This is a genomic window from Ectothiorhodosinus mongolicus (assembly GCF_022406875.1).
GTDB classification, from domain to species: Bacteria; Pseudomonadota; Gammaproteobacteria; order Ectothiorhodospirales; family Ectothiorhodospiraceae; genus Ectothiorhodospira; species Ectothiorhodospira mongolica.
Genome location: NZ_CP023018.1, coordinates 829,112 through 851,807 on the forward strand (window position 1 = coordinate 829,112; position 22,696 = coordinate 851,807).

At 55.8% G+C, this 22,696-nt stretch carries 22 protein-coding genes and 1 tRNA gene; 7 read left to right on the forward strand and 16 right to left on the reverse strand.

From position 1 onward, the window contains the following. Positions 1 to 32 precede the first annotated feature (32 nt). The 10 genes from hrpA to CKX93_RS03810 form a co-directional block, all read right to left on the reverse strand. Positions 33 to 3,752 carry an ATP-dependent RNA helicase HrpA gene (gene hrpA, locus CKX93_RS03765; RefSeq protein ID WP_084178650.1) on the reverse strand — a complete coding sequence of 1,240 codons (3,720 nt, stop codon included), beginning with the start codon at positions 3,750 to 3,752 and terminating at the stop codon, positions 33 to 35. Then, positions 3,745 to 4,299 carry an SPOR domain-containing protein gene (locus CKX93_RS03770; RefSeq protein WP_076755378.1) on the reverse strand — a complete coding sequence of 185 codons (555 nt, stop codon included), beginning with the start codon at positions 4,297 to 4,299 and terminating at the stop codon, positions 3,745 to 3,747. The genes hrpA and CKX93_RS03770 overlap by 8 nt, the downstream gene beginning before the upstream one ends. Further along, entirely contained in the window at positions 4,299 to 6,059 is a 1,761-nt protein-coding gene (gene argS, locus CKX93_RS03775; protein WP_076755379.1) for an arginine--tRNA ligase, read from the reverse strand. Before argS ends, CKX93_RS03770 begins: the two co-directional genes overlap by 1 nt. 84 nt (positions 6,060 to 6,143) lie before the next feature. Then, a complete protein-coding gene (locus CKX93_RS03780; RefSeq protein ID WP_234982803.1) occupies positions 6,144 to 6,878 on the reverse strand; it encodes a glutamine amidotransferase in 735 nt (244 codons plus the stop codon). Next, on the reverse strand, positions 6,860 to 7,279 hold the full coding sequence (locus CKX93_RS03785) for a DUF1841 family protein (protein WP_076755380.1): 420 nt from the start codon (positions 7,277 to 7,279) through the stop codon (positions 6,860 to 6,862). Before CKX93_RS03785 ends, CKX93_RS03780 begins: the two co-directional genes overlap by 19 nt. 33 nt (positions 7,280 to 7,312) lie before the next feature. Continuing rightward, positions 7,313 to 8,245 carry a polyphosphate kinase 2 gene (ppk2, locus tag CKX93_RS03790; RefSeq protein WP_084178651.1) on the reverse strand — a complete coding sequence of 311 codons (933 nt, stop codon included), beginning with the start codon at positions 8,243 to 8,245 and terminating at the stop codon, positions 7,313 to 7,315. Between the two features lie 121 nt (positions 8,246 to 8,366). Further along, the gene (locus CKX93_RS03795; protein ID WP_076755381.1) at positions 8,367 to 9,035 is read right to left on the reverse strand and encodes a prepilin peptidase; all 669 of its coding nucleotides are present in this window, start codon (positions 9,033 to 9,035) and stop codon (positions 8,367 to 8,369) included. Between the two features lie 30 nt (positions 9,036 to 9,065). Further along, positions 9,066 to 9,677, reverse strand: a complete 612-nt coding sequence (locus tag CKX93_RS03800) for a hypothetical protein (protein ID WP_076755382.1) — start codon at positions 9,675 to 9,677, stop codon at positions 9,066 to 9,068. Then, the gene (locus CKX93_RS03805) at positions 9,665 to 10,186 is read right to left on the reverse strand and encodes a lysozyme inhibitor LprI family protein (RefSeq protein ID WP_076755910.1); all 522 of its coding nucleotides are present in this window, start codon (positions 10,184 to 10,186) and stop codon (positions 9,665 to 9,667) included. Before CKX93_RS03805 ends, CKX93_RS03800 begins: the two co-directional genes overlap by 13 nt. Before the next feature lie 59 nt (positions 10,187 to 10,245). Then, positions 10,246 to 10,322, reverse strand: a tRNA-Arg gene (locus CKX93_RS03810). 137 nt (positions 10,323 to 10,459) lie between these two features. On the opposite strand from CKX93_RS03810, the gene CKX93_RS03815 reads away from it, so the two are divergent. From CKX93_RS03815 to CKX93_RS03825, 3 genes are read left to right on the forward strand one after another with little or no spacing between them, the layout of a single operon-like run. Next, positions 10,460 to 10,690: a BolA family protein gene (locus CKX93_RS03815; RefSeq protein ID WP_076755383.1), complete on the forward strand. Its 231-nt coding sequence runs from the start codon at positions 10,460 to 10,462 to the stop codon at positions 10,688 to 10,690. Continuing rightward, positions 10,687 to 11,640 (forward strand): lipoyl synthase, encoded by a 954-nt coding sequence (gene lipA / locus CKX93_RS03820; protein ID WP_076755384.1) that lies wholly within the window; start codon positions 10,687 to 10,689, stop codon positions 11,638 to 11,640. Before CKX93_RS03815 ends, lipA begins: the two co-directional genes overlap by 4 nt. A 33-nt stretch (positions 11,641 to 11,673) precedes the next feature. Then, on the forward strand, positions 11,674 to 12,429 hold the full coding sequence (locus CKX93_RS03825; RefSeq protein ID WP_076755385.1) for a HesA/MoeB/ThiF family protein: 756 nt from the start codon (positions 11,674 to 11,676) through the stop codon (positions 12,427 to 12,429). Here CKX93_RS03825 and gatB read toward each other — a convergent pair. Genes gatB through gatC form a run of 3 tightly spaced genes read right to left on the reverse strand, consistent with a single transcriptional unit; the run spans position 12,407 to position 15,612 of the window. Beyond that, complete coding sequence (gene gatB / locus CKX93_RS03830) at positions 12,407 to 13,843, reverse strand: Asp-tRNA(Asn)/Glu-tRNA(Gln) amidotransferase subunit GatB (protein WP_076755386.1); 1,437 nt, start codon at positions 13,841 to 13,843, stop codon at positions 12,407 to 12,409. The genes CKX93_RS03825 and gatB overlap by 23 nt on opposite strands. Before the next feature lie 5 nt (positions 13,844 to 13,848). Beyond that, positions 13,849 to 15,306: an Asp-tRNA(Asn)/Glu-tRNA(Gln) amidotransferase subunit GatA gene (gatA, locus tag CKX93_RS03835; protein ID WP_076755387.1), complete on the reverse strand. Its 1,458-nt coding sequence runs from the start codon at positions 15,304 to 15,306 to the stop codon at positions 13,849 to 13,851. Between the two features lie 18 nt (positions 15,307 to 15,324). Then, on the reverse strand, positions 15,325 to 15,612 hold the full coding sequence (gene gatC, locus CKX93_RS03840) for an Asp-tRNA(Asn)/Glu-tRNA(Gln) amidotransferase subunit GatC (RefSeq protein WP_076755388.1): 288 nt from the start codon (positions 15,610 to 15,612) through the stop codon (positions 15,325 to 15,327). Positions 15,613 to 15,750: 138 nt separating this feature from the next. Here gatC and CKX93_RS03845 point away from each other — a divergent pair, with 138 nt between their 5' ends. The 3 genes from CKX93_RS03845 to mreD are packed head-to-tail and all read left to right on the forward strand — an operon-like array spanning position 15,751 to position 18,169. Then, positions 15,751 to 16,797, forward strand: a complete 1,047-nt coding sequence (locus CKX93_RS03845; protein WP_076755389.1) for a rod shape-determining protein — start codon at positions 15,751 to 15,753, stop codon at positions 16,795 to 16,797. Positions 16,798 to 16,838: 41 nt separating this feature from the next. Beyond that, entirely contained in the window at positions 16,839 to 17,684 is an 846-nt protein-coding gene (mreC, locus tag CKX93_RS03850; protein ID WP_268753140.1) for a rod shape-determining protein MreC, read from the forward strand. Next, on the forward strand, positions 17,684 to 18,169 hold the full coding sequence (mreD, locus tag CKX93_RS03855) for a rod shape-determining protein MreD (protein ID WP_076755391.1): 486 nt from the start codon (positions 17,684 to 17,686) through the stop codon (positions 18,167 to 18,169). Before mreC ends, mreD begins: the two co-directional genes overlap by 1 nt. Before the next feature lie 12 nt (positions 18,170 to 18,181). On the opposite strand, the gene CKX93_RS03860 is transcribed toward mreD, so the two are convergent. Then, positions 18,182 to 19,174, reverse strand: a complete 993-nt coding sequence (locus tag CKX93_RS03860; RefSeq protein ID WP_159435522.1) for a ChaN family lipoprotein — start codon at positions 19,172 to 19,174, stop codon at positions 18,182 to 18,184. 32 nt (positions 19,175 to 19,206) lie between these two features. Between CKX93_RS03860 and rnd the strand changes: the two genes are divergently transcribed. After that, positions 19,207 to 20,355: a ribonuclease D gene (rnd, locus tag CKX93_RS03865; RefSeq protein ID WP_076755393.1), complete on the forward strand. Its 1,149-nt coding sequence runs from the start codon at positions 19,207 to 19,209 to the stop codon at positions 20,353 to 20,355. A gap of 64 nt (positions 20,356 to 20,419) precedes the next feature. On the opposite strand, the gene cspE is transcribed toward rnd, so the two are convergent. Continuing rightward, on the reverse strand, positions 20,420 to 20,626 hold the full coding sequence (cspE, locus tag CKX93_RS03870) for a transcription antiterminator/RNA stability regulator CspE (protein ID WP_076755394.1): 207 nt from the start codon (positions 20,624 to 20,626) through the stop codon (positions 20,420 to 20,422). Between the two features lie 154 nt (positions 20,627 to 20,780). Next, positions 20,781 to 22,682, reverse strand: coding sequence for an ATP-binding cassette ATPase Uup (gene uup, locus CKX93_RS03875; RefSeq protein WP_076755395.1), 1,902 nt, complete (start codon positions 22,680 to 22,682; stop codon positions 20,781 to 20,783). Between the last annotated feature and the right edge of the window lie 14 nt (positions 22,683 to 22,696).

The window sequence follows — 22,696 nt, forward strand, 5'->3', positions numbered from 1 at the left end:
TTGTAAACCCGCGGCCATGCTGTCGGGGCGAGTCATTTCGCTGCTTGCGATAAGGCCTGACGGTCTGCTTCCAAGCGCTTTAGGGACACCTTTTCTTGGGTGCCCAGCTCCTGAGCAAAAACAGAGACCCGCAGCTCTTCTAAGCGCCAACGATAGGCGATAAGCGCTGCCTGTTGCGCATCTTGCTCATCCAGCACATCGTCCTTGTAGGCCGCCAAGCGATGTTTACAGTCCTCCCACAGAGGCAATAGCTCTACCCGCAGGCGTCGATCGCGATCGGGAGCAGCCTCAGCTTTTTCCAAACGGCGGCTCATGGCCTGCAAATAACGGGGATACTGCTGCAACCAGTGTGCCGGAGTCTGCAATAAAAAGCCCGGATACAACAGATGAGCAAGCTGATCTTGAACATCTGCTGCTGCCTCAATCAATGACAGCGGCAGCGATCCTTTTAACTGCGCGCGCAGCTGAGTGTAAGCCTCAAACACTCGATCTAAGAGCGCACAAACCTCTCCAGTGACCGCAACCAGTTCGCCGCGACCAGCGTCCAGCCTGGCATGAAAAGAATCGGCATCAACAGGCCATGGCTGGACCATAAACACCTGTTCCACGGCACGAAAAATAATCTCCTCTTTCAACACCTCACAGCGATCAATCGGCGCATAGCGCAGGCACAGCTGTTGGATATTGGGCAATTGTCGGCTCAAGTATTTCACCGGCTCGCGGGCGCCCAGCATAAACAGCCGGCGCAGCCCGCCGCGATGCAGTTGTTGGGCTTTTTCAGGGCTATCCGCCAGCACCAAGCTCACTGAACTCTGCTTATCCACCAAAGCCGGGTAAGCCCTCAAAGTCGCGCCATGACGATCGAAATCCACCCACGGCTTTAGGGTCCCAAAATCCCATTCGCTGATCTCATCTCGCTCCCAATTCGACGGCCGCTGCTCGGCAAAGCTGGCCTGAGCCTGCCCGGATAACTGGGCTTTGAGCGCTGCTAAATCCCGACCGCTAGCCAGAGGTTTGCCCTCATGACTGAGCACCTCAAAACGCATCCGCAAATGCGGCTCAAGTTGTTCAGGACGCCATTGATCCGCGGCTACGGCGGTGCCGGTGATGGCATCTAATACTTGGCTCAGTGCCGGCAGCAGGGCGCCTTCGGGCTTACCCAAACGCCCCAATGCCGCTTTCGCAAACTCTGGAGCGGGAACGAATTGCTTGCGTATGGCTTTGGGCAGACTCTTGATCAGCGCTGTGAGTTTTTCCTCCAACAACCCTGGCACCAACCAATCACCGACATCATCTGGCAGGCCGTTGAGCGCCGCCAAGGGAATCTGCAGAGTGACTCCATCAGCGTTGTGACCCGGCTCAAAACGATAAGAAAGCGGTAAGCGCAGACCGGCGATTTCCAGCACATCGGGGAAGTCACGTTGACTATCTACAGGAGCCTCGGTTTGCAACAAAGCATCGCGCTGCAAAATCAAAAACTGTGGCTGGTCCCGTTCGATGCGTTTGCGCCAAGCCTCGAAATGCGCCGCGTCGACGATCGAGTCTGGTAGGCGAGCGTCATAGAAATCATAAAGCACTTGTTCATCCACCAGCAGGTCACGGCGGCGACCTTTAGCCTCTAAATCAGCGATGGATTCAATCAGCGCCTGATTATGTTTTAAAGCCTTTGAGTCACTGCGCAACCGCCCGGCGACCAAGCCCTCGCGAATAAATACCCGGCGTGATTCTTGAGGATCAACCGTGGCGAAATTAATGCGCTTTTTGGGATGCACCACCAGGCCGTGCAGGGTAATTCGATCAAAGCCTCCCACCGTGCCGCGGCGCGGCTGAAAATGCGGTTCAAAGTAGTGATGTTTGAGTAAGTGCGGCGCCACCGATTCGATCCACTCAGGACGAATGGCCGCGCACTCCCGAGCATAAACCCGGGTAGTCTCCGCGATCTCGGCCGCCATCAGCCAAGCTGGATTGGATTTAAAAAGACCTGACCCGGGGTGGATCGCAAAGCGACGATTACGCGCACCCAGATAATCGCCTTTTTCGGTTTTTACCCCGACCTGATTAATCAGGCCGGTCAGCAAAGCTTTATGAATGGCTGCGGGCTCTGCCGGTTGGGTATTTTCTTTCAAACCCAGCTCGCCATGATAGCGCCGCAACTGCCCCAGAAGATCCTGCCAATCCCGCATGCGCAAGAAAGACAAATAATGGCTTTTGCACCAGTCACGCAGCTTCCGCTGAGAAAGATGTCGCGACTGCTCCTGCCATGCCTCCCAAAGGCTGAGATAGGACAAAAAGTCTGAGCCGGGCACGCGCCATTGAGCATGCGCTTCATCGGCTGCTTGGCGTTTTTCAGCGGGGCGCTCACGCGGATCTTGGATGGCCAACAAGGCAACAATACGGCTCACCTCGGCCAATGCTTGTTGTTCATCCGCTGCCAATAACATAGCCGCCAAGCTGGGATCCAGCGGCAGACGGGCCAAACGCCTTCCATGCCGGGTGATGCGGTGTTGCGCATCCACAGCGCGCAGGGTCTCTAGCAGTTTAAACGCATCACGAATCAGTCGCGGATCGGGTGCATCAATAAAGGGGAATTGTTGTGGGTCTCCCAAGTCCAGATGCGCCATTTGTAGAACCACCGATGTCAGATTCGAACGCAGGATTTCCGGATCGGTGTGCATGGGCCGTAGATCAAAATCCTCTTCTGCGTAGAGACGGATACAGATTCCTGGGCCCAGGCGGCCACAGCGGCCAGCCCGCTGCTGCGCGGATGCCTGAGAAATCGGTTCCAGTGATAAACGTTGCAGCCGCGAGCGCCACGCATAGCGAGCCAGCCGTGCCAGACCTGAATCAATAACATAGCGAATCCCCGGCACGGTTAAGGCGGTTTCCGCCACATTGGTCGCCAGCACCACGCGGCGACCCACATGACGGGTGAAAATTCGCTGCTGTTCTGCACTCGACAAGCGCGCATATAACGGTAGAATTTCTGTGTGACGCGGATGGTGCTTGCGCAGAGCCTCTGCTGCCTCGCGAATCTCTCGTTCACCCGGCAAAAATACCAAGACATCGCCCTCGCCTTCGGCCGCGAGTTCATCAACCGCATCGATAATGGCTTGATTTAAATCCCGGTCTGGCTGTGCTTCGGCTTCACCTTGAACCGACCGATAACGAACCTCCACGGGATAGCTGCGACCCGGCACCTCATAAATAGGAGCTTGGCCAAAATGGGCAGCGATACGCTCGGGGTCAAGGGTTGCCGAGGTGATAATCAGTTTGAGATCAGGACGCTTGGGCAATAAGCGCTTGAGATAACCCAGCAGGAAATCGATATTCAGACTGCGCTCATGCGCTTCATCGATGATCAGGGTGCCGTAAGCGCGCAACTTCGGATCAGCGCGCAGCTCCGCCAGCAATATGCCATCGGTCATCAGCTTGATCTGGCAATCCGCACCCACATGGTCGGCGAAACGCATTTTGAAGCCAACCCGTCCACCTAGCCGGACTTTTAGCTCCTCAGCAATACGCGTAGCAACCGAGCGCGCGGCAATGCGGCGAGGCTGTGTATGACCGATCAGACCATTCTGGCCACGGCCTAAACTCAAACAAATCTTAGGTAGCTGCGTGGTCTTGCCTGAACCGGTCTCGCCACATAGGACAAGCACCTGATGGGCAGCGATCAGATCGGCAATCTCCTGCCGATGCTGACTAACAGGCAGGTCTTCCGGAAATGTAATCGCTGACGGATGCTCAGGCATCCGTAGCCAGACGGACCATCAAGGTTTGAATATCATGACGATGCAAACGATCGCGCATCTGGTTCAGCTCGCCCAAATCAGTAAAGGGTCCAATCCGCACCCGATGCCATGTGTCAGTATCGACTGTGACGGCCTGCACATTGGATTGCACACCCAGCAAAGCAAGGCTGGCCCGCATCCTATCGGCTTCTTCGGTGGAGCGAAAAGAACCGGCCTGAAGAATATAGGTGCCGGGACGTTCCACCGCAGCAGGAGGGGCCGGCGGCTCATTGGCTGCGCGTGGGCGCGTGGGAACCTCGGGCACGACCACTTCAAGCTCCGGCAACAGGGTATAAAATTCAAAGCGAGGACGCACCGCACCCTCAGCAGGGGCTAGCTCAGCGGCATCCTGCGCCCCCGTCAATTCAGCGCCCCCCTGACTGTCCACAAACATCCATGCAGTGATCAGCACACCGCACAACAGCCCGCCCAAGCCCCAAAGCCAACCGGGTAAGGGCTGACTGGGCTGGCTTTGTCGACGCCGACTGGCCTGACGGGGCGGTGACACTACATTTCCTCCGGCGCTGACACACCCAACAGATGCAAGCCATTGGCCAGAACCTGCCGTACCGCGCAGATGAGACACAGGCGGGCATCTCGCAGGTCCGCCTCTTCCACCAAGAACTGATGCGCGTTGTAGTAGGTATGAAACTCATTGGCCAACTCACGTAAGAAATTCGCGATTTGGTGCGGCTCCTCAGCCAGGGCAGCGGCCTCAACCACCTCGGGATAGCGCGCCAAACTGGCCAGCAGCGCTGCTTCGTGGTCTTCACTGAGGCCCTGCAGCTGCTGTAACCCGCGCTGAGAATCATGCGTTAAACCCTTGGCGGGCAGTTGCCTGAGCACACTACAGACCCGGGCGTGGGCATACTGGATGTAATACACGGGATTATCGGCAGACTCCGATTTAGCCAAGTCCAAATCAAAGTCCAAATGCTGTTCACAACGGCGCATCACATAAAAAAACCGCGCCGCATCTTTGCCTACCTCATCACGCAGTTCACGCAGGGTGACAAAGCTGCCCGAGCGGGTGGACATCTGCACACGCTCACCACCCCGGTAAAGAATCGCAAACTGCACCAACAGCACATCGAGCTTGGCCGGATCCTGTCCCAGCGCGCTCAGCGCCGCTTTTACCCGCGGCACATAACCGTGGTGATCCGCGCCCCAGACATCGATCACGCGCTCATAACCGCGCTCGAACTTCTCCCAATGATAGGCGATGTCCGAGGCGAAATACGTGGTCTGGCCATTGTCACGCTGCACCACTCGATCTTTCTCATCGCCAAAATCACTGGAGCGAAACCACAGCGCGCCGTCTTGCTCATAGATATGGCCATGACCGCGCAGTAACTCAAGGGCGCGGTTCACCGAACCCTTTTCCGTCAAGCCGCGCTCGGAGTACCAAGTGTCATAGGTCACACCGAACTCGGCCAAATCATCACGAATATCGTCAAGAATGGTATTCAAGCCTAGCTGGAACACATAGCGATAGCGGTTCTCGCCCAGCAAGTTCTGGGCGCGCTCGATCAGAGCATCGATATAAATTTCTTTGTCCCCACCCTCAGGCTCATCGTCCGGCAAACCGTCCAGAAGTGCCTCGTTGGTCACCGCATAGTCGCTGCCATGTTCTTGATGCAAAACAGCGGAGATATCGCGCACATAGTCACCGCGGTAGGCATTGGTGGGGAAAGGAAATACCACGCCACAGGCCTCGAGGTAACGCAGCCAGACGCTGGTTGCCAAGATATCCATCTGGCGACCAGCATCATTCACGTAGTACTCACGATGCACATCAAAACCCACGGCCTCCAAAAGGTCCGCCACTGCCGCACCATAGGCAGCTCCGCGGCCGTGGCCGACGTGCAGCGGGCCAGTGGGATTGGCGGATACAAATTCCACTTGAATGCGGCGGCCCTGGCCCATTTGGCTTTTGCCATAATCCTTCCCGGAGGCAAGAACCGCGGGGACAACGGCTAGTCTGGCGATCTCACTCAAAAACACATTGATAAACCCGGGCCCGGCAATCTCTACCCGGGTGAGATTGTCATTCTCGGGAAGCAGCTCGCTGATGCGCGTAGCGATATCACGGGGTTTAGCGCGCAGAGGCTTGGCCAATTGCATGGCGATATTACAGGCAAAATCACCATGCGCCGGATCGCGGCTGCGGGTCAGCTGCACCGGGATACCGTGATCGGCGGACAAATCACCGGCTTCTACCAATGCCTGTAAGGCCTGCTCAAAAAGTGCTTGAATCTGCTGTTTCAAAATTCTGGGGTCCCGGCTTGTCGCCGCCATGTTCTTGGAGCGAAGATTCTACCGACAATAGCGCCCGGGGTGTAGGCGCAGGCATTAAACCAGGCTGGCGAAACGCGTAAGCAGCTGCTGGCTTTGCGGTCCCGGCATGACCCCCTTAAGTAGCTCATCGGCAAACACACCCTGATCTGCAAGCCGCGCGCGATAGTATTCGATGAAATGCGGAATCATTGTTTCGTCAAATTCGGGATGAAACTGGATCCCCCAAGCTCGCTCGCCCCAACGAAAGCCGTGATGCTTCTCCAGCGCGCTCTCTGCGAGGTGAACCGCGCCTGGAGGCAACTCGATCACCGACTGACTGTGGCTGACTTGGGCAACAAACTGCGGCGAAAAAGCAGCGAATAGTGCGTCGTTATGCGCGGCTGGCAAACAAGACAAAGAAACACTACCTACCTCAATCCCGCGTGGGTTGTAGTCCACTTGGCCTCCCAAGGCATGCGCTAGGATTTGATGACCAAAACATATCCCCAAACAGGGCAAGCCACTGGGGACGGCTTGTTTTAGCCACTGCGCCGTGCTGTTCATCCAATCGGCCTGCTCGGTCACCATCGAACCCGAGCCCGTAATCACCACTCCAGCGATGTCACGATAATCCGGCAGACGCGCATCCAGCTGCACATCGGCAACCCGCACCTCAGACCAAGGCCAACCCATACCTTGCGCAATCCAGTGTTCGTAATCTCCGGCATGATCGGCCAAAGAGTCGATGCGTTTTCCGGTTTTGATAATCAGCAGGGGTTTTCTGGCCATGATCACAGCTTTTTCAGGCATTCCAGATAGGCCATCTCATCGGGCATCCGACCCGATCGACCGGCTTCCCAGAGCACTGGACCGAGGCATTCCATCATCGCATGCTCGGCTTCCAAGTCCCCCAGACGTCTCACTAAAGCTTGATAGATGGCGGCGATGCCAGCAGGGCGATCCATACCCACTTGATCGCGTATAGCCAGATGCATCCCCATGTGCAAAAAGGGATTATGCACATCACCACTGGAGAGCTCCTCACGCAGCGCCTCGGCATCCCCCTCCAGCAGGCCATGATACTCAGGATGCACAGCGACCAACTGAGCAATCTGCTGCTCTAGGGGTTCGAGGGATTCTCCGGCTTGGTATTTACGCCAAGCGGTCACATACAGACCGCGCAGTCGCTCGCGACCCATGTCATCAAACATGAAGACCTCCGGTTAATGCGCCATAAACCGCATTCAAACCGTAAAGCGGCCCTCGCGCAACATTTGCGCATCCATATTTTCCAGCTCACGCGCCCCAGACACGACGATTTTCGGGTCGGGTACGAAATCCAGCTTGGGATCGGCACGCGGGTAATCCACTGAGTTGAGAATCACCTTCATGGCATTTAAGCGTGCTCTGGCTTTGTCATTGGAACGAATGATGCTCCACGGCGCCCATGAGGTATGGGTCCGGCGCAGCATTTCATATTTCTGATGCGTGAAGTCGTCCCAACGATCCTGGGCCTGAACATCAATTTCCGAGAGCTTCCATTGACGCAGTGGATCCGTTTTACGACGCTCGAATCGACGCGCTTGTTCCTCTTTCGTCACACTGAAATACAGTTTGATGAGGATAGTCCCCTGACGCACCAAGTCTTTTTCAAAACCGACCACGCCATGCATGAAGTTCTCATATTCCTCGGGCGTACAAAAACCAAAGACAGGCTCCACCATCGCGCGGTTATACCAGCTGCGATCAAATAAGACCTGCTCACCGCCAGTTGGAAACTGTTCAACATAGCGCTGGAAAAACCATTGCGAACGCTGTTGATCTGAAGGTTTACCTAAGGCCACCACCCGATAATTCTTTTCGTTCATGTAACGCGTCACACGCCGAATCGTGCCGCCTTTACCTGCTGCATCTCGGCCTTCGAATAAGATAATCATGCGCTGATTGGTCTCTTCGAGGTGCTTTTGCATACGAATCAGCTCAGCCTGGTAGGGCTTTAGGGCCTGTTCAGCACGACGCTTTAATACAGCCTGATCATCGGATTTCTTGAGCGCTTGAAGCTCGGCCTCCAAGGCTGCTTTTTCCTGCTGCCATTGATTCGATGGGTTTCTTTTCGTAACACGTTTGGCGGAGGTTTCTATTTTGCTTTCCTCTACCTTGTCGACTTTTTCAGTCACAGCTCGGCTCCCTAAAGGTGAACGATCTTAGGTTCTGTTTTCGCTGAGAAAGCCTGAGCTGTAAAGGAAAAAACCGTGCTCCTATGCCTTATATCAGGCTTATCGCAAGGCCGGGCTTTTTTTAAGCTGTCAACAACAGCTGTATGACACCAGCCAAAGCCAGAAACACGCCAAAGGGCAAAGGCTGCTCCTGACCCATGCGTCCCACCCAGCGCAGAGCCAAACCCACTACCACGCCGCTCAAAGCGGCGATTAGCAACAGTTGGGGAAGAACCTGCCAGCCCAGCCAAGCGCCCAGCATGGCGAGCATTTTGAAGTCTCCATGCCCCATGCCTGCCTTGCCAGTGAGACGCAAAAAAATGTGATAGACCGCCCAGAGGCTGAGATATCCGGCGACCGTTCCTACGACCGCGCTGGCAAGATCGGTGAATACTCCGAAGAGATTCACAACCAAACCCAACCAAAGCAGCGGCAAGGTGATCAGGTCAGGCAGCAAATAATAGCGGTAATCGATCAGCGCCAGCGTGACCAGCGTGGTCAACAAAATAACCGCAGCAAAAAAAGTAGGCGTAGCGCCCCACCAAGACAATAGAGCTAGGGTTAGTGCGATCGCCAAGCCTTCGGGCCATAGCTTGGGTAGGCGAATGGATTCCACCGCCTGCTCAGAACCGACCGCCTCAGGCTCGCCCATCAACGTTGTTAGACGAATCAGCGCCAAACGCAAACCCACACCGCTGAGCAAGCCCATCGATAAGCCAATCACCCAGAACTGCCATGAGGTCGGGCTCACGAACGCAGTCCTTTCTTCAAGCAAAGGGACTCAACGAATGGGCGTGATGGTCCGAGCATCAAACAGGAAACGTTCCTGACCTTCATCGACATAAATGGCCCTATCGGGCCAGCGCAGATCAGTGATGAAATAGCGGACACCGTGGGTAGACGCTCCGTAAGGACCACATTGCGGCTCGGGGACCTGACCATCCTCTGTGGGCGCAAATGCCTGAGGATCACAGGGCATGAACTGGTAAAACATCATGGTACGAGGCGCGGGTCGCAGAGCAATAGGTGTTAGCGCACAGTCGGTCGCATTATTGAGATAACCGGCTGCAACGAGGCGCGTAGGCAAACCAGCGAGCCCCAAAGGTTCGTGTAAAAAGAAGACCTGCACCACAATGTCTTGAGCAACGCCATCGTGCAGCATAAGGAATGCTTGCTGGGTTTCATCCCACTCTAACTCCCAGCGCCCGGTGTTGAGTTCACATACTTCGGACCACAAACCCAGCAGATCATTTTCCTGCCAAACCCAATGACACGCGGCGGCATCCGTTTGCCAATCAGGCTCTGGCGGGCCATCTTGAGAAACGGGTGTGAGTGAAGCGCAGCCGCTTAATAGCAAGCCCAACAGCACGATCAGCGCTTTCAATGCGCCCACCAGCCCTCCCATTTGAGAGTTTGACGCGCCGTCTCGTGCAAGTAACAGGCAAGAGTAGCCGGTCCACCGCCACTACCGCCAAACCATTGCGCTTGTTCATACAGGCAAGCTGCTTCGCGAAATGCCAGCCAAGAGTCATAGGTGGCTTGCAAAGTCTGTTGCAAAGAGAGAGCTGTGCCGCGCAAGTTCAGACCTTCCCCTTCCTGAGCTTTCGCCATAGCCAAACGGGCCACGTAGGCTGTCTCCAGCCGCTCATTCCAATACTCCAGCTCCGCATCCAGACATGCCATCATGCCGAGGGTCGAACCACCGCTGGGGGTCATCATACAAGCCTGCGCTGAACGGCCCACACACGCCAAAACAGCATGGTCACCCAAGTTGAGAGATTGGGCAGTGGCCTGAGCCACGCAATCTTCGGTATCTTGAGAAGAAAACGGCGGCTCTGCATCTGAGGCTGCGGCCAAGCACATACCGCTCATAGCGAGTAATGTGATGAGAAGTATCTTCATGGGCAAGGAAGCTAGCATACTTAGGTCAGCCAGACCATTGCGCCTATCCGGTGCGAGAATGGCGCGCCCGACTGGATTCGAACCAGTGACCCCTGCCTTCGGAGGGCAGTACTCTATCCAGCTGAGCTACGGGCGCTAAGGCGCGCAGTTTAACACGCGCTCAGCGCTGCCTCCAGCAAAGCAAAACCCCACAGACTGTGCTCATGACGCGCAGGGCAATGATCCGTTATGATCCTTCTCACAGTGAGACGATAACAGCGAGTGGCGAAACGGATGAATGCGGATTTGATTCAAGAAATGATTGCAGCAGGACTGCCGGATGCTGAAGTGGTGGTGACCGGCTCTGATGGCCATTTTCATGCTGAAATCATCAGCGAGTCCTTCGTCGGGCAAAGCCGAATCAAGCGTCACCAGATGGTCAATGCCACGGTGCAAGAACATATCGCCAGTGGTGCTTTGCACGCCCTATCGATGCGCACCCGAACCCCTGAGGAGGCAGCATGACCGCCACGCGGCGTCCAGAACGGGGGGAGAAGTTAAGAGCGGCAGAAAAAGTCGCGCGTATCCCGGTAAAGATTGCCCCAACCGAACAACCATTGCGCAAGCCCCACTGGATTCGGGCACGTACCCATGGCAGCCCTGAGGTACAGCGCCTCAAGCGCATCCTGCGTGAAAATCAGCTGCATACCGTCTGTGAAGAGGCGGCCTGCCCGAATCTGGGTGAGTGCTTTGGCCATGGCACAGCCACCTTCATGATCATGGGCGACATCTGTACTCGACGTTGCCCCTTTTGTGATGTCGCTCATGGGCGGCCTAACCCTCTGGATCCCCAAGAGCCGATTAATTTGGCGCGCACCATTGCTGCCATGGTCCTGAACTATGTGGTGATTACCTCAGTAGACCGAGATGATCTGCGCGATGGCGGAGCCCAACACTTTGTGGACTGCATCCGCGAAACCCGTGAGAAGAGCCCAGGGATTCGTATCGAGACCTTGGTACCGGACTTCCGCGGCCGCATGCAGGTAGCCTTGGATATTCTCGAACAGGCTCCCCCCGACGTGTTTAATCACAATTTGGAGACCGTTCCGCGGCTTTATCGCAAGGCCCGACCGGGAGCCGACTACGACTGGTCCTTGGATTTACTGCAGCAGTTCAAACAACGCCATCCTGGGGTACCCAGCAAATCTGGCATCATGCTGGGTCTGGGCGAAACCAATGACGAAGTGGTTGAAGTCTTGAAGGATTTGCGCGCCCATGATTGTGAAATGCTGACCTTGGGGCAGTATCTGCAACCGTCTCGGCATCATCTGCCAGTGGAACGTTTCGTTACTCCAGAAGAGTTTGACGAACTGGCTCGCATTGCTGAGGAACTAGGCTTCTCCCAAGTGGCCAGCGGGCCCATGGTGCGCTCGTCGTATCACGCCGATCAGCAAGCCGCCAAACTGGTCAGTTAACCGACTTTTTGGAGCAGCAAGAGGGCAAGCACCTTGGACGATGATGCGCTGCTGCGCTACAGCCGACAGATACTCCTGCCACAAGTGGGCATTGAGGGTCAGGAAAAGCTTGGTGCGAGCCACGCATTGATCCTGGGAGTGGGTGGACTGGGTAGCCCTACAGCGCTATATCTTGCTGCCGCCGGTGTGGGGCGCCTGACCCTAGTGGATTTTGATGCGGTGGAGCTGTCCAATCTGCAGCGACAAATCATTCATAGCACCGACCGCATCGGCCAGCCCAAGGTAGACTCGGGCGCTCAGGCCTTAAGGGCCATTAATCCGCTGATTGAGATACGCACGCTAGACCAACAGCTGGATCTAGCTCAGCTGCAAAATCACTTGGCGGATGTGGATATTGTGTTGGACTGCAGTGACAATTTTGCCACGCGCTTTATGGTCAATCGCGCGTGCTTTGCGACTGGCACGGCGCTGGCATCGGCCGCTGTGATTCGTTTTGAAGGACAGCTGAGTCTATTCGACCCGACGCAAGCCGACAGCCCCTGTTATCACTGCCTCTACGACGAGGGAGAGGCCGAAGCTGAGACCTGCTCCCAAACCGGCGTGCTGGCTAGCCTGCCCGGGGTCATGGGTAGCCTTCAGGCCACTGAAGCCTTGAAGTGGCTATTGGGCCTGCCGACGGTCTGTGGGCAACTGATGGTGTTGGATGCGCTGCGCATGGATTGGCGCAGCTTGCGGGTCAAAAAAGACCCGCATTGCCCGGTTTGCGCTAGCCCTGCAGTTTCTTCTTAAGCAGCTCGTTAACCTGAGCGGGATTGGCCTTACCAGCGGTCGCTTTCATGACCTGACCGACAAAAAAGCCAAACAGCTTGTCTTTACCGCTACGGTACTGCTCCAGCTGACTGGGATTGGCAGCGATCACTTCATCGATCATTTGTTCGATCGCGCCTGTATCCGTGATTTGTTTTAAACCACGCGCTTGGATAATGTCATCGGCACTGCCTTCGCCGGCCCACATGGCCTCGAATACTTCTTTGGCGATCTTGCCCGAAATGGTTTCATCATGGATGCGGCTTAAAAGCCCGCCCAAGCCAGTGGCCGACACTGGACTGGCGCCAATGTCCAAGCCGTCTTTGTTCAATGCCCCGGAGAACTCACCCATCACCCAGTTAGCCGCCAACTTGGCCTGGCCCGCCGCAGTTTTCACCACGACTTCGTAGTAATCGGCCATCTCACGGCTGGCGGTTAGCACCCCAGCATCGTAGGCGGATAAACCATAATGGGTCATGAATCGATGTTTTTTCTCATCGGGTAACTCCGGCAAGCTAGCGCGCACGGATTCTACGAAGCCCGAGTCGATATCCAAAGGCAGCAAATCTGGATCGGGGAAATAGCGATAATCATTGGCTTCTTCTTTAGAGCGCATCGAGCGCGTCTCGCCCTTGTCGGGATCATACAAACGGGTCTCTTGCACCACCGAACCGCCGCCTTCGATCACATCAATCTGGCGCTCGACTTCATACTCAATGGCTTTTTCGACAAAGCGAAAGGAATTGAGGTTTTTGATTTCGGTGCGCGTACCAAATTCAGTGGACCCCGCGCGCCGAATCGAGACATTGGCATCGCAGCGGAATGAACCCTCCTGCATATTGCCATCGCAAATCCCCAGATAACGCACCAGAGAATGCAGCTTTTTCATGTAAGCCACCGCTTCTTTGGCCGAGCGCAAATCCGGCTCAGAAACGATTTCTAACAAAGGCGTGCCGGCGCGATTCAAATCGATACCGCTCATGCCATGAAAATCTTCATGCAAGCTCTTACCGGCATCCTCTTCCAAATGCGCGCGGGTAATGCCAATACGCTTGGTCTGCCCATCTTCCAGCTCGATCTCGATCTCGCCACTGGAAACTACCGGCAACTCATACTGTGATATCTGGTAACCCTTGGGGAGGTCCGGATAAAAATAGTTCTTGCGGGCGAACACCGAGCGCGGCGCGATTTCGGCGCCTATGGCCAGGCCCAACTTAACCGCCATCTGCACCGCCTCACCATTGAGCACCGGCAACACCCCGGGCAACCCCAGATCCACGGCACAAGCCTGGGTATTGGGCGCTGCGCCGTAAGCGGTGGCAGCGGCAGAGAAAATCTTTGAGCGCGTGGCCAGCTGCGCATGGATCTCAAGGCCAATCACAGTTTCCCAGGTCATGGTGATCAAGCTCCAAAGCCCGCTGGCAGGCGCTGATGCCAGTCGGTTTGCTGTTGGTATTGGTGCGCCGCCCCTAACAGGCGCGACTCATCGAAATAGTTACCGATCAATTGCATACCCACCGGCAGCTCATCGACAAATCCAGCCGGCAACGACATCGCCGGCAGACCCGCCAGATTCACAGCGATAGTGTAGATATCCGAGAGATACATAGTGATCGGGTCATCGGTTTTCTCGCCGAGGCGAAACGCCGGGGTGGGCGTGGTCGGCGCGAAAATCAAATCCACAGACTCGAAAGCCCGGGCGAAATCATCAGCGATCAGGCGACGAATCTTTTGCGCCTTGAGGTAATAGGCATCGAAATAACCTGCGGATAACGCATAGGTCCCAATCATGATGCGACGTTTCACCTCTTCACCAAAGCCCTCGCCTCGGGAACGCGTGTACAAATCCATCAAGTCCTTGGGATCTTCGCAGCGATAGCCGTAACGCACGCCATCCAAGCGGGCCAGATTCGAGGAGCACTCAGCTGGAGCCACAACATAATACGCCGGCGCTGCCAGTCCCGAGTTCGGCAAATCCACTTCGGTAAACGTCACGCCCAAATCCCGATACACGGCCATGGCTGACTCCAAGGCAGCCGCCACCCCGGCATCCATACCCTCAGCAAAAAACTGCTTGGGCAAACCCATGCGCAGCCCTTTGAGCGAATTCCCCAGAGCACGTGTGAAATCCTCAGGGTCGCGTTGCAATGAAGTGGAGTCGCGTTGATCAAAACCACTCATGACATTGAGCAGCAACCCGCAATCCTCAGCGGTTTGCGCCATAGGGCCGCCCTGATCCAAGCTGGAAGCAAAGGCAATCATGCCCCAGCGCGACACGCGGCCATAGGTGGGTTTCAGCCCCGTGATGCCATTTAGCGCCGCAGGTTGGCGGATGGACCCACCAGTATCTGTGCCGGTGGCCGCTGGCGCCAGACGCGCTGCCACGGCAGCGGCAGATCCACCTGAGGAGCCGCCCGGGACACGCTCTACGTCCCAGGGGTTTTTCACCGAGCCATAAAAACTGGTCTCGTTGGATGAGCCCATGGCGAACTCATCCATATTGGTTTTGCCCAACATCGGGCAGCCTTCTGCCTTAAAGCGCTCAACCACGCCGGCATCGTAGGGCGAGATAAAATTATCGAGCATGCGCGAGGCGCAGGAGGAACGAACGCCCTGGGTGCAAAAGATGTCTTTCTGCGCGATCGGCACACCGGTGAGGCGACTGGCCTGGCCACGGCCACGACGCGCATCAGCCTCCTTAGCGGCCGTCATCGCCTCTTCAGCGGTCACCGTAATAAAGCTATTGAGCTGTGTGTCCAAACGCTCAATACGCTCGAGAAAATGTTCAGTCAGCTCAACACTGGAAACATCCCCAGCATTCAAAGCATCAGCCAATTGGGCAAGAGTTTTATCGTACATGCGGGCATCCAAAACGGGTCACTCAATGACCTTGGGAACCAGGTAAAGACCGGCCTCAACTGCCGGGGCATGGCGCTGAAAATCAACGCGTTGGTCTGTCTCTGTAACCTCATCGGGGCGCAAGCGCTGAGACATATCCAAGGGATGCGCCATGGGTTTGACGCCGGCGGTATCCACCGTATCCATTTGCTCCACGAAAGCCAAAATGGCGGAGAGATTCTCCGCGTAAGACTGCACATCGGCGTCTTTGATTTGCAGGCGCGCTAAATGCGCGATCTTCCTGACTTCATCAGCAGACAGGGACATTGAGCCTCCCAAGGAAAAATGACTGGCATAAGGTGCAGTAAGCTAACACACTTGAGAACTTGCCCAAAGCCCTTTGGCATTGGTAAAGTACCGGGTCATTTGGTTTTTTCCGCCCGTCTTGCAGAGCCCTTTTCCGATATGCTCAAACGCGCCCTTGGGGTTTTTTCTAACGATATCGCCATCGACCTAGGCACCGCCAATACGCTGATTTACATGCGTGGCAAAGGTATCGTGCTTAACGAACCCTCAGTGGTTGCCATCCGCCAAGATCGAGGCCCGGGCGGTCCGCGTACCGTGGAAGCCGTCGGCACAGCTGCTAAGCGCATGATCGGCCGCACACCAGAAAATATCCAGGCGATCCGCCCGATGAAAGATGGCGTGATTGCCGACTTCACCACCACAGAAAAGATGTTGCAGTACTTCATTCGCATGGTGCATCAGCACCGCTTCTTCCGGCCCAGTCCGCGCGTTTTGGTTTGCGTGCCCTGCGGCGCCACACAAGTGGAAAGACGCGCGATCCGTGAATCTGCTGCTGGCGCTGGCGCCCGTCGGGTCTATCTGGTGGAAGAACCCATGGCGGCTGCTGTAGGGTCTGGAATCCCTGTGGATGAAGCCCGTGGCTCGATGGTGTTGGATATCGGCGGGGGCACCTCAGAAGTGGCCGTGATGTCTTTAAACGGGATTGTTTATTCGGCATCCGTGCGCATCGGCGGTGACACCTTTGACGAGGCGATTTCTTCCTATGTACGCCGTAATTATGGGATTTTGATCGGCGAAGCCACTGCCGAGCGCATCAAACATGAAATTGGTTCTGCCTACCCCGGCAAAGAGCTCAAAGAAATCGAAGTTAAAGGCCGAAATTTGGCTGAAGGGATCCCCCGCGCCTTTACGCTCAACAGTAATGAAATTCTAGAAGCACTGCAGGAACCCTTGCATGGCATTGTCAGCGCAGTGCGCACCGCACTCGAGCAAACGCCACCGGAATTAGGCTCTGACGTCGCCGAGCGCGGTATCGTACTCACCGGTGGCGGCGCCCTACTGGGTGACCTAGACCGCCTGCTTATGGAAGAGACCGGCATCCCGGTGCTGGTGGCAGATGATCCGCTGACTTGCGTGGTGCGCGGTGGTGGGAAAATGCTTGAAATGTTGGATGAGCGTGGGGCTGAATTCCTGTCGCTTGAATAAGCACCTCAGGAGGACTGGCCATCAAACAGCCGCTGTTTAAACTGGGCACGCCTCCCGCGGTCAAGTTTTTGTTGCTTGCTGTTCTGTCTTTAACGCTGATGACGATGGACCATCGACATCAGCATGTGGAACAACTGCGCAGCCTCATCGCTATCGCGTTTTTTCCGGTGCAATACGCCGCTGACTCACCCTTGCGTATCTCGCACTGGACCAGTGAACAACTCGCCAGCCGACACCGCCTCATCACCCAGAACCGGGAACTACGAGCTGACATGACGCATCTGCGAGTGCGGCAGCTGAATATGGATGCCTTGGCTGCTGAGAATGAACGCTTGCGGCAACTGTTAGACTCCTCGGCCCGCCTTGAAGACCGTGTATTGATTGCACGTCTGATGGCAGTAGACCTCGACCCCTTCCGGCAGCAAGTCGTTTTGAACAAAGGGGCAGGGGATGATGTTTACCCCGGCCAGCCGCTAATTAACGCTGATGGCGTCGTTGGCCAAATTCTTGAGGTGCATCCCACTCATAGCGTGGCCTTACTGATCTCGGATCCCAGCCACGCTCTACCAGTCGAGATCAATCGCACGGGATTGCGCACTCTGGTTATCGGCACAGGACACCCAGAACGGCTAGAGCTGCGCTTTATTCCGGTAAGTGAAGACCTGGAAATTGGCGATATCGTCAGCACCTCTGGATTGGGAGGTCGCTTCCCAGCCGATTACCCTGTAGCCCGCATATCGCAGATTGAACGCCCCCTTGGTTCAGCGTTTGCACGAGTCGAAGCAGAGCCCTTGGCGCGCCTGGACCGCAGTCGTGAGGTCCTATTGCTGTGGCCAGGCGAGGCTCTTGAGCCGCCCATACCGGCCGCTACGGATGAGGACGCCTGATGGGTTTGCGTGCCATCTTGTTGGTGATTCCCGCCACTTTTGTTTTGGCGCTTATTCTCACCATCATTCCCCTGCCAGATTGGGCAGCACCTTGGCGTCCTGAATGGGTGGCCATGACCATGCTCTACTGGTCGATGGCCTTGCCGCGACGCTACAGCATTGGCACAGCTTGGCTGGCTGGACTGTTTTTGGATGTGGCTAAAGGCGCCTTGCTGGGCCAACATGCCATGGCTTTGGCCTTAATCACCCTGCTGGGCCTGCGCTTGCACCAACGCATTCGCCTGCATCCCCTGTGGCAACAGGCCATCAGCATTGGTGCTTTACTGGGCCTGTACCTCCTCGTCGTATTGTGGGTCTACGGCATTACCGGCCAACCGCCGGAAAGCTGGTTGTATTGGGCCCCTATTGCTTCCAGTATGCTGCTTTGGCCGCTGATATTTGTGACGCTCAGAGGCGTACGTCGCCGATGGTGCCTGGATCTTTGAATCAACCCGGGTTCACTGGCGCAGTCTCTCCAACTGTTCACGGAAATCATCACAGGGGTCAGTAATGCGTTGCCGGGTGGTGAATATCACGATGTCATAAAGTGCTTGTTGCAGCGCGCTGTAATCCATAGCTTCTGGCTTATCCGCATCCACCTCCACCAAGCCGATGCTTAAGACACTGGCCTGGGAGCTATGCGTCATTAAATACACAGGAACGCCCAAATCTTGGCGCACATGACCATTGCCGGCGATGAGAACCGCCGGCTGTCCCGATGCAGCCATGAGCTCGCGCGCCATGATCGCATCACGCACCCGCTGTGCCATAACCATGCCACCGGCGTGCTGTGGCGGTAGAAAGCCACAATGCGCATCGATGATTTGCTCGGTCAGCGCTTGCTCCCGATCGGAATTCCAAGACTCAGGCAGTTTCAATGCGGCGAGCTGCGCCTCACTTAACAGGGTCTCGGCGCCCTGACGGGCCACCTGCATGGCATCGGACATGGACAGATTGGCGGCGATTAGTGGCAGCTGATTATCTAAAGCCCATTGCACGGTGGCGCGAGAAAATGGCCAAGGCCAGCCACGGTCACTCATCCCCACCGCTTCTGCTACAGCATCGGCTTCAACAGGGCCGCGAGCCCGCAGCTCATCGATGACGGGCTGATCATCTAAGTCGAAGATCTCCATAGCTAGGGAAGCTCGCCTCTCATGATGGGCCAAACTGAGCAGAATAAGGCGATGCAAAGCTTGATGATCGCGGTTATCGTGAACCTCTCCCAACAGCAGATATTGCGTTTGGCTCAACTGCTCCTGCCAGAGCTCTACGTCCACCGGGCGCGCTGCAGCAGTTAACCAAACATGGCCCAGCAAAGGATGCTGCTGTCCGTGAGGCGCCTGCCAGCCGCCCTCAGGAGCCAGACGGAAATCGGCCAGCGTCGGCATCGTCATAAAAAATAGGCCGATCACGCAGCAAACCTGAGCGGACAAACGAAAATAGGGCATCATGCGCAAAGCCATTGAGAAGACCGGAGTTCATCATGCAGGAAGTGCAGTTTATTGACCAGTCAGCCGTCTTGGCTCAGATCTGTCAGGACTGGGCCAAGAAGCCTTGGCTGGCCCTGGACACTGAATTCATCCGCGAGAAGACCTATTATCCGCAGCTGTGCTTAGTGCAGATTGGCGATACCGATCAGGCGGTTTGTATCGATACTTTGGCCATTGAGGACTTGTCACCTCTTTGGGAACTGCTGGGCCAAACCCACATGCTCAAAGTGCTGCACTCTGCCAGCCAAGATCTTGAGATTTTCTGGCATCAAACCGGGCAGCTGCCATCGCCCCTATTTGATACCCAAATCGCCGCTTCGCTCATGGGTTTGGGTGATCAAATTTCCTATGCCAAATTGGTCGATAGCCTATTAAATGTCCAGCTCGATAAATCGCATACCCGTACAGATTGGGCCAAACGCCCACTGGATCAGGGCCAGTTGCGCTATGCCGCCGATGATGTGATTTATTTAGCCAGGGCCTACGAGCGTCTGCATGATCAGCTGGCTCGGGCTGGCCGCCTAGACTGGCTAAGTGAAGACTTCATTGCCCTAGCTCACGGCAAGAACTATGCCCCAGCGCCCGAGGCGGTTTGGCAACGCCTGAAAAACCTATCTCAATTAAGGAGCCGAGGTGAGTTGGCGATTGCTCAAATGCTGTCTGCTTGGCGTGAAAAAACCGCGATGCAAGCCAATCGTCCGCGGCGATGGATCCTGGCCGATGAAATCATCATCGACTGCGCCCGCCGCCCCCCAAAGAATAGCCAAGCGCTGGCGCAGATTCGCGGGCTGAAACCTGAACAAGTGGAACGCCATGGCGCAGCCATTTTAGCGGCGATTAGCGAGGCACAAGCCATGCCTGAACAGGCGCGCCCCAGACTGCCAGAACGGCGTCATTTGACGCCTGCGCAAGAATCCAAGGTGGATGTCGCCATGGCTTTACTGCGTCATCAGGCAGAGCACCATGGCATCAGTACAGCGGGCATTGCCAGTCGCAAAGACGTTGAGCAGTGGGTCTTGGGCGACGCTCAGTCGCGCCTCGGTCACGGCTGGCGCCACGCACTGGCTGGCAGCACTATCGAGCAGTGGCTCAATGGCGAGACCAGCGTGCGTTCCACTCCTACGGGTTTGTTGATCGGCTAAAACCCACGGACATAAAAAAACCCGCTTCGACAAACGCCGAAGCGGGCTTCCTCAAATTTGGAAATCAGCCGGCAACAGTGACGTTGACAGCCTGCAGTCCCTTGGGGCCCTGCTGGACTTCGTAATTGACTTTCTGGCCTTCGCCTAGGGTTTTGAAACCATCAGCAGAAATCGCAGAATAATGCACGAACACGTCGGCACCCCCATCTTCCGGGGCGATGAAACCAAAGCCCTTCGTTTCGTTAAACCACTTCACAGTACCGGTAGACATCGAACTAACCTCAATCATAATCAGGAAAATACAGCAACATGCAGAGCGTTTGTACCGACGATTAACGAAGTAACGCACACCACTACACAATTGCAGTTTATCCGCTTCACAGCTCGCTTACCATAGATAATCACTAAAAACTTGTAAATCTGACCTAATCCATGGCCTCCAATGTGGCCCAGCGCGCGTAAGCAGCCTCCAAATCTGCCTCTACCTGCGCTAATTTCGCCTGAGTCTGCGTGATTTGCTCACTCTGCTGCCGATAAAACTCGGGGTCACCCAGTTGGGTCTGCAACTGCTCCAGCCTGGCTTCCAATGCCTCAATCTCAGCAGGTAGGCTAGTCAATTCTTGCTGCTCTCGATACCCAAGCTTCATTTTTTTCGATGATTTTGCAGCGCTAGGCTTCGCTACTGGTGATGCTGCCGCGGGATCTGGTTTGGTAGAGGCTGTCTTATTGACAGTTGAGCGCTGGCGTAACCAGTCACTGTATCCCCCAACCGACTCAACAAAGCGCCCTGGGCCCTCCCAGGCGATGATACTGGTGGCGATATTATCGAGAAAATCACGGTCATGACTGACCACCAAAACGGTGCCAGGAAACTCAACAACGCGAGACTCTAAAACTTCTAGAGTCTCTACATCTAAATCATTGGTGGGCTCATCCAAAACCAGTACATTGGCGGGTCGCAAAAACAGCTTGGCCAATAACAGACGATTACGCTCACCGCCGGACAAGGCACTTACAGGCTGTCGCGCACGCGCGGGGGCGAAAAGAAAATCTTGCAAGTAAGAGAGAACATGGCGAGTCTGGCCACCTAGGCTGACACGATCCCGACCCTCGCCAACGTTGTCGGCCACGCTGGCTGTCTCATCCAAGGCCTGACGATGCTGATCGAAATAGGCAACCTCCAACTTGCTGCCAAGACGCACCTGACCTTGTTGTGGCTGCAACTGACCCAGTAAGAGCCGCAGCAAAGTGGTCTTGCCTACCCCATTAGGGCCGACAACACCCACCTTATCGCCGCGCATGATAAGCGTAGAGAAATCCTTGATTAATGGCTGCCCCGCGTAACTGAAGCCCAAATTCTCGGCTTCGATCACCAAACGTCCCGAAGGAATGGCGGCCTGTAACTGCAAGCGGGCTTTACCCATCAGGTCTCGGCGTTGCGCCCTTTCCGCGCGCAATGCCTTGAGTGCCCTGACACGACCCTCGTTGCGCGTACGGCGAGCTTTGATGCCTTGTCGTATCCAGGCTTCTTCTTCCGCCAATTTACGATCAAATAAAGCCTGTTCGCGCGCCTCGACCTCTAAAGCCTCGGCTTTACGCCGGAGGTACAGGTCATAATCACCTGGCCAATCATGCAAATGACCACGGTCTAATTCGATAATGCGGGTGGCCAGTTTGCGCAAAAAAGCCCGATCATGGGTGATGAACAGCAAAGCGCCTGGAAAAGCCGGCAGACTCGACTCCAACCACTCAATAGCTTCCACATCCAGATGGTTGGTAGGCTCATCCAATAGCAACACATCCGGCTCCACCACCAGCGCTCTGGCCAGCAACACCCGGCGCTGCCAGCCCCCGGACAAGGCAACAAAATCAGCCTCACCATCCAAACCCAAACGCGATAGCACAGTCGCTACCCGCTGCTCTAAGGACCAGCCATCGCCTGCCTCTAGAGCATGCTGTTGACGTTCCAACAACTCTAGATTTTGGGAGCTGGGATCCTCCGCCACGCGTTGGGCGGTTTCGTGATAGGCAGCAATCAGGCTACCGAGCTCACCCAGACCAGCCGCTACCACCTGATAGACCGAGCCGGTTTGCCCTTTGGGAACCGCTTGTTCAAGGCGAGCCACAACCAGATCTTGCGAGCGCATGACTCGGCCATCATCGGGTTGGATCTCACCACTGATGATTTTCAGCAGCGTCGATTTTCCCATACCGTTGCGGCCCACCAAGGCGACACGCTCACCCGACTCAAGGCTGAGTTGTATCCCATCAAGTAGCGGGACAGGCCCGTAACTGAGCTGAATATCTTGTAAGGTCAAAATCGGCATGCGCGTAGGATATG